The 398-nt window shown below is 43.7% G+C and carries 1 protein-coding gene; it reads left to right on the top strand.

Annotation, left to right across the window (positions count from 1 at the left end; genetic code table 11):
* The coding region (locus JHD74_RS26140; protein WP_199063924.1) for a winged helix-turn-helix domain-containing protein at window positions 1–398 on the top strand (398 nt) is incomplete at both ends.

Here is a 398-nt window from a genome sequence, read left to right as displayed (position 1 = left end):
ATTCAATTAAATGTTCCTGCCAGCAGATGTCTGGAGCTTTTGTTATCTAATCGCTATAACATCATGAGTCAAAAAACTTTTTTCGAGCACGTTTGGGAAAAGAACGGTGTCTATGTCAGTGCTAACACTCTCTATCAAAACATTTCATTATTGCGTAGGGCACTTAAAACCTTAGGGCTGGATGATGTCGTGAAGACGGTATCCAAACAGGGATTAGTTATCACAGACACGGTACATATCGAGGAAATTGAAGAGGACGATATCGACCTGAGCATTGAGTTATCCGCGTTAGTGGCTCAACCACAACCTCAGAATACTGATCCCGTAAGGAACCAGAAGCCCTGTCTCTTATACACATCTCCGAGCCCACGAGACAGGAGGTATCATCTCGTATGCCG

Origin of the sequence: Serratia sp. ASV30 (genome assembly GCF_016428815.1) — a bacterium.
In the GTDB taxonomy this organism is placed as follows: Bacteria; Pseudomonadota; Gammaproteobacteria; order Enterobacterales; family Enterobacteriaceae; genus Chania; species Chania fonticola_C.
This window is presented reverse-complemented; position numbering and strand designations above follow the sequence as displayed.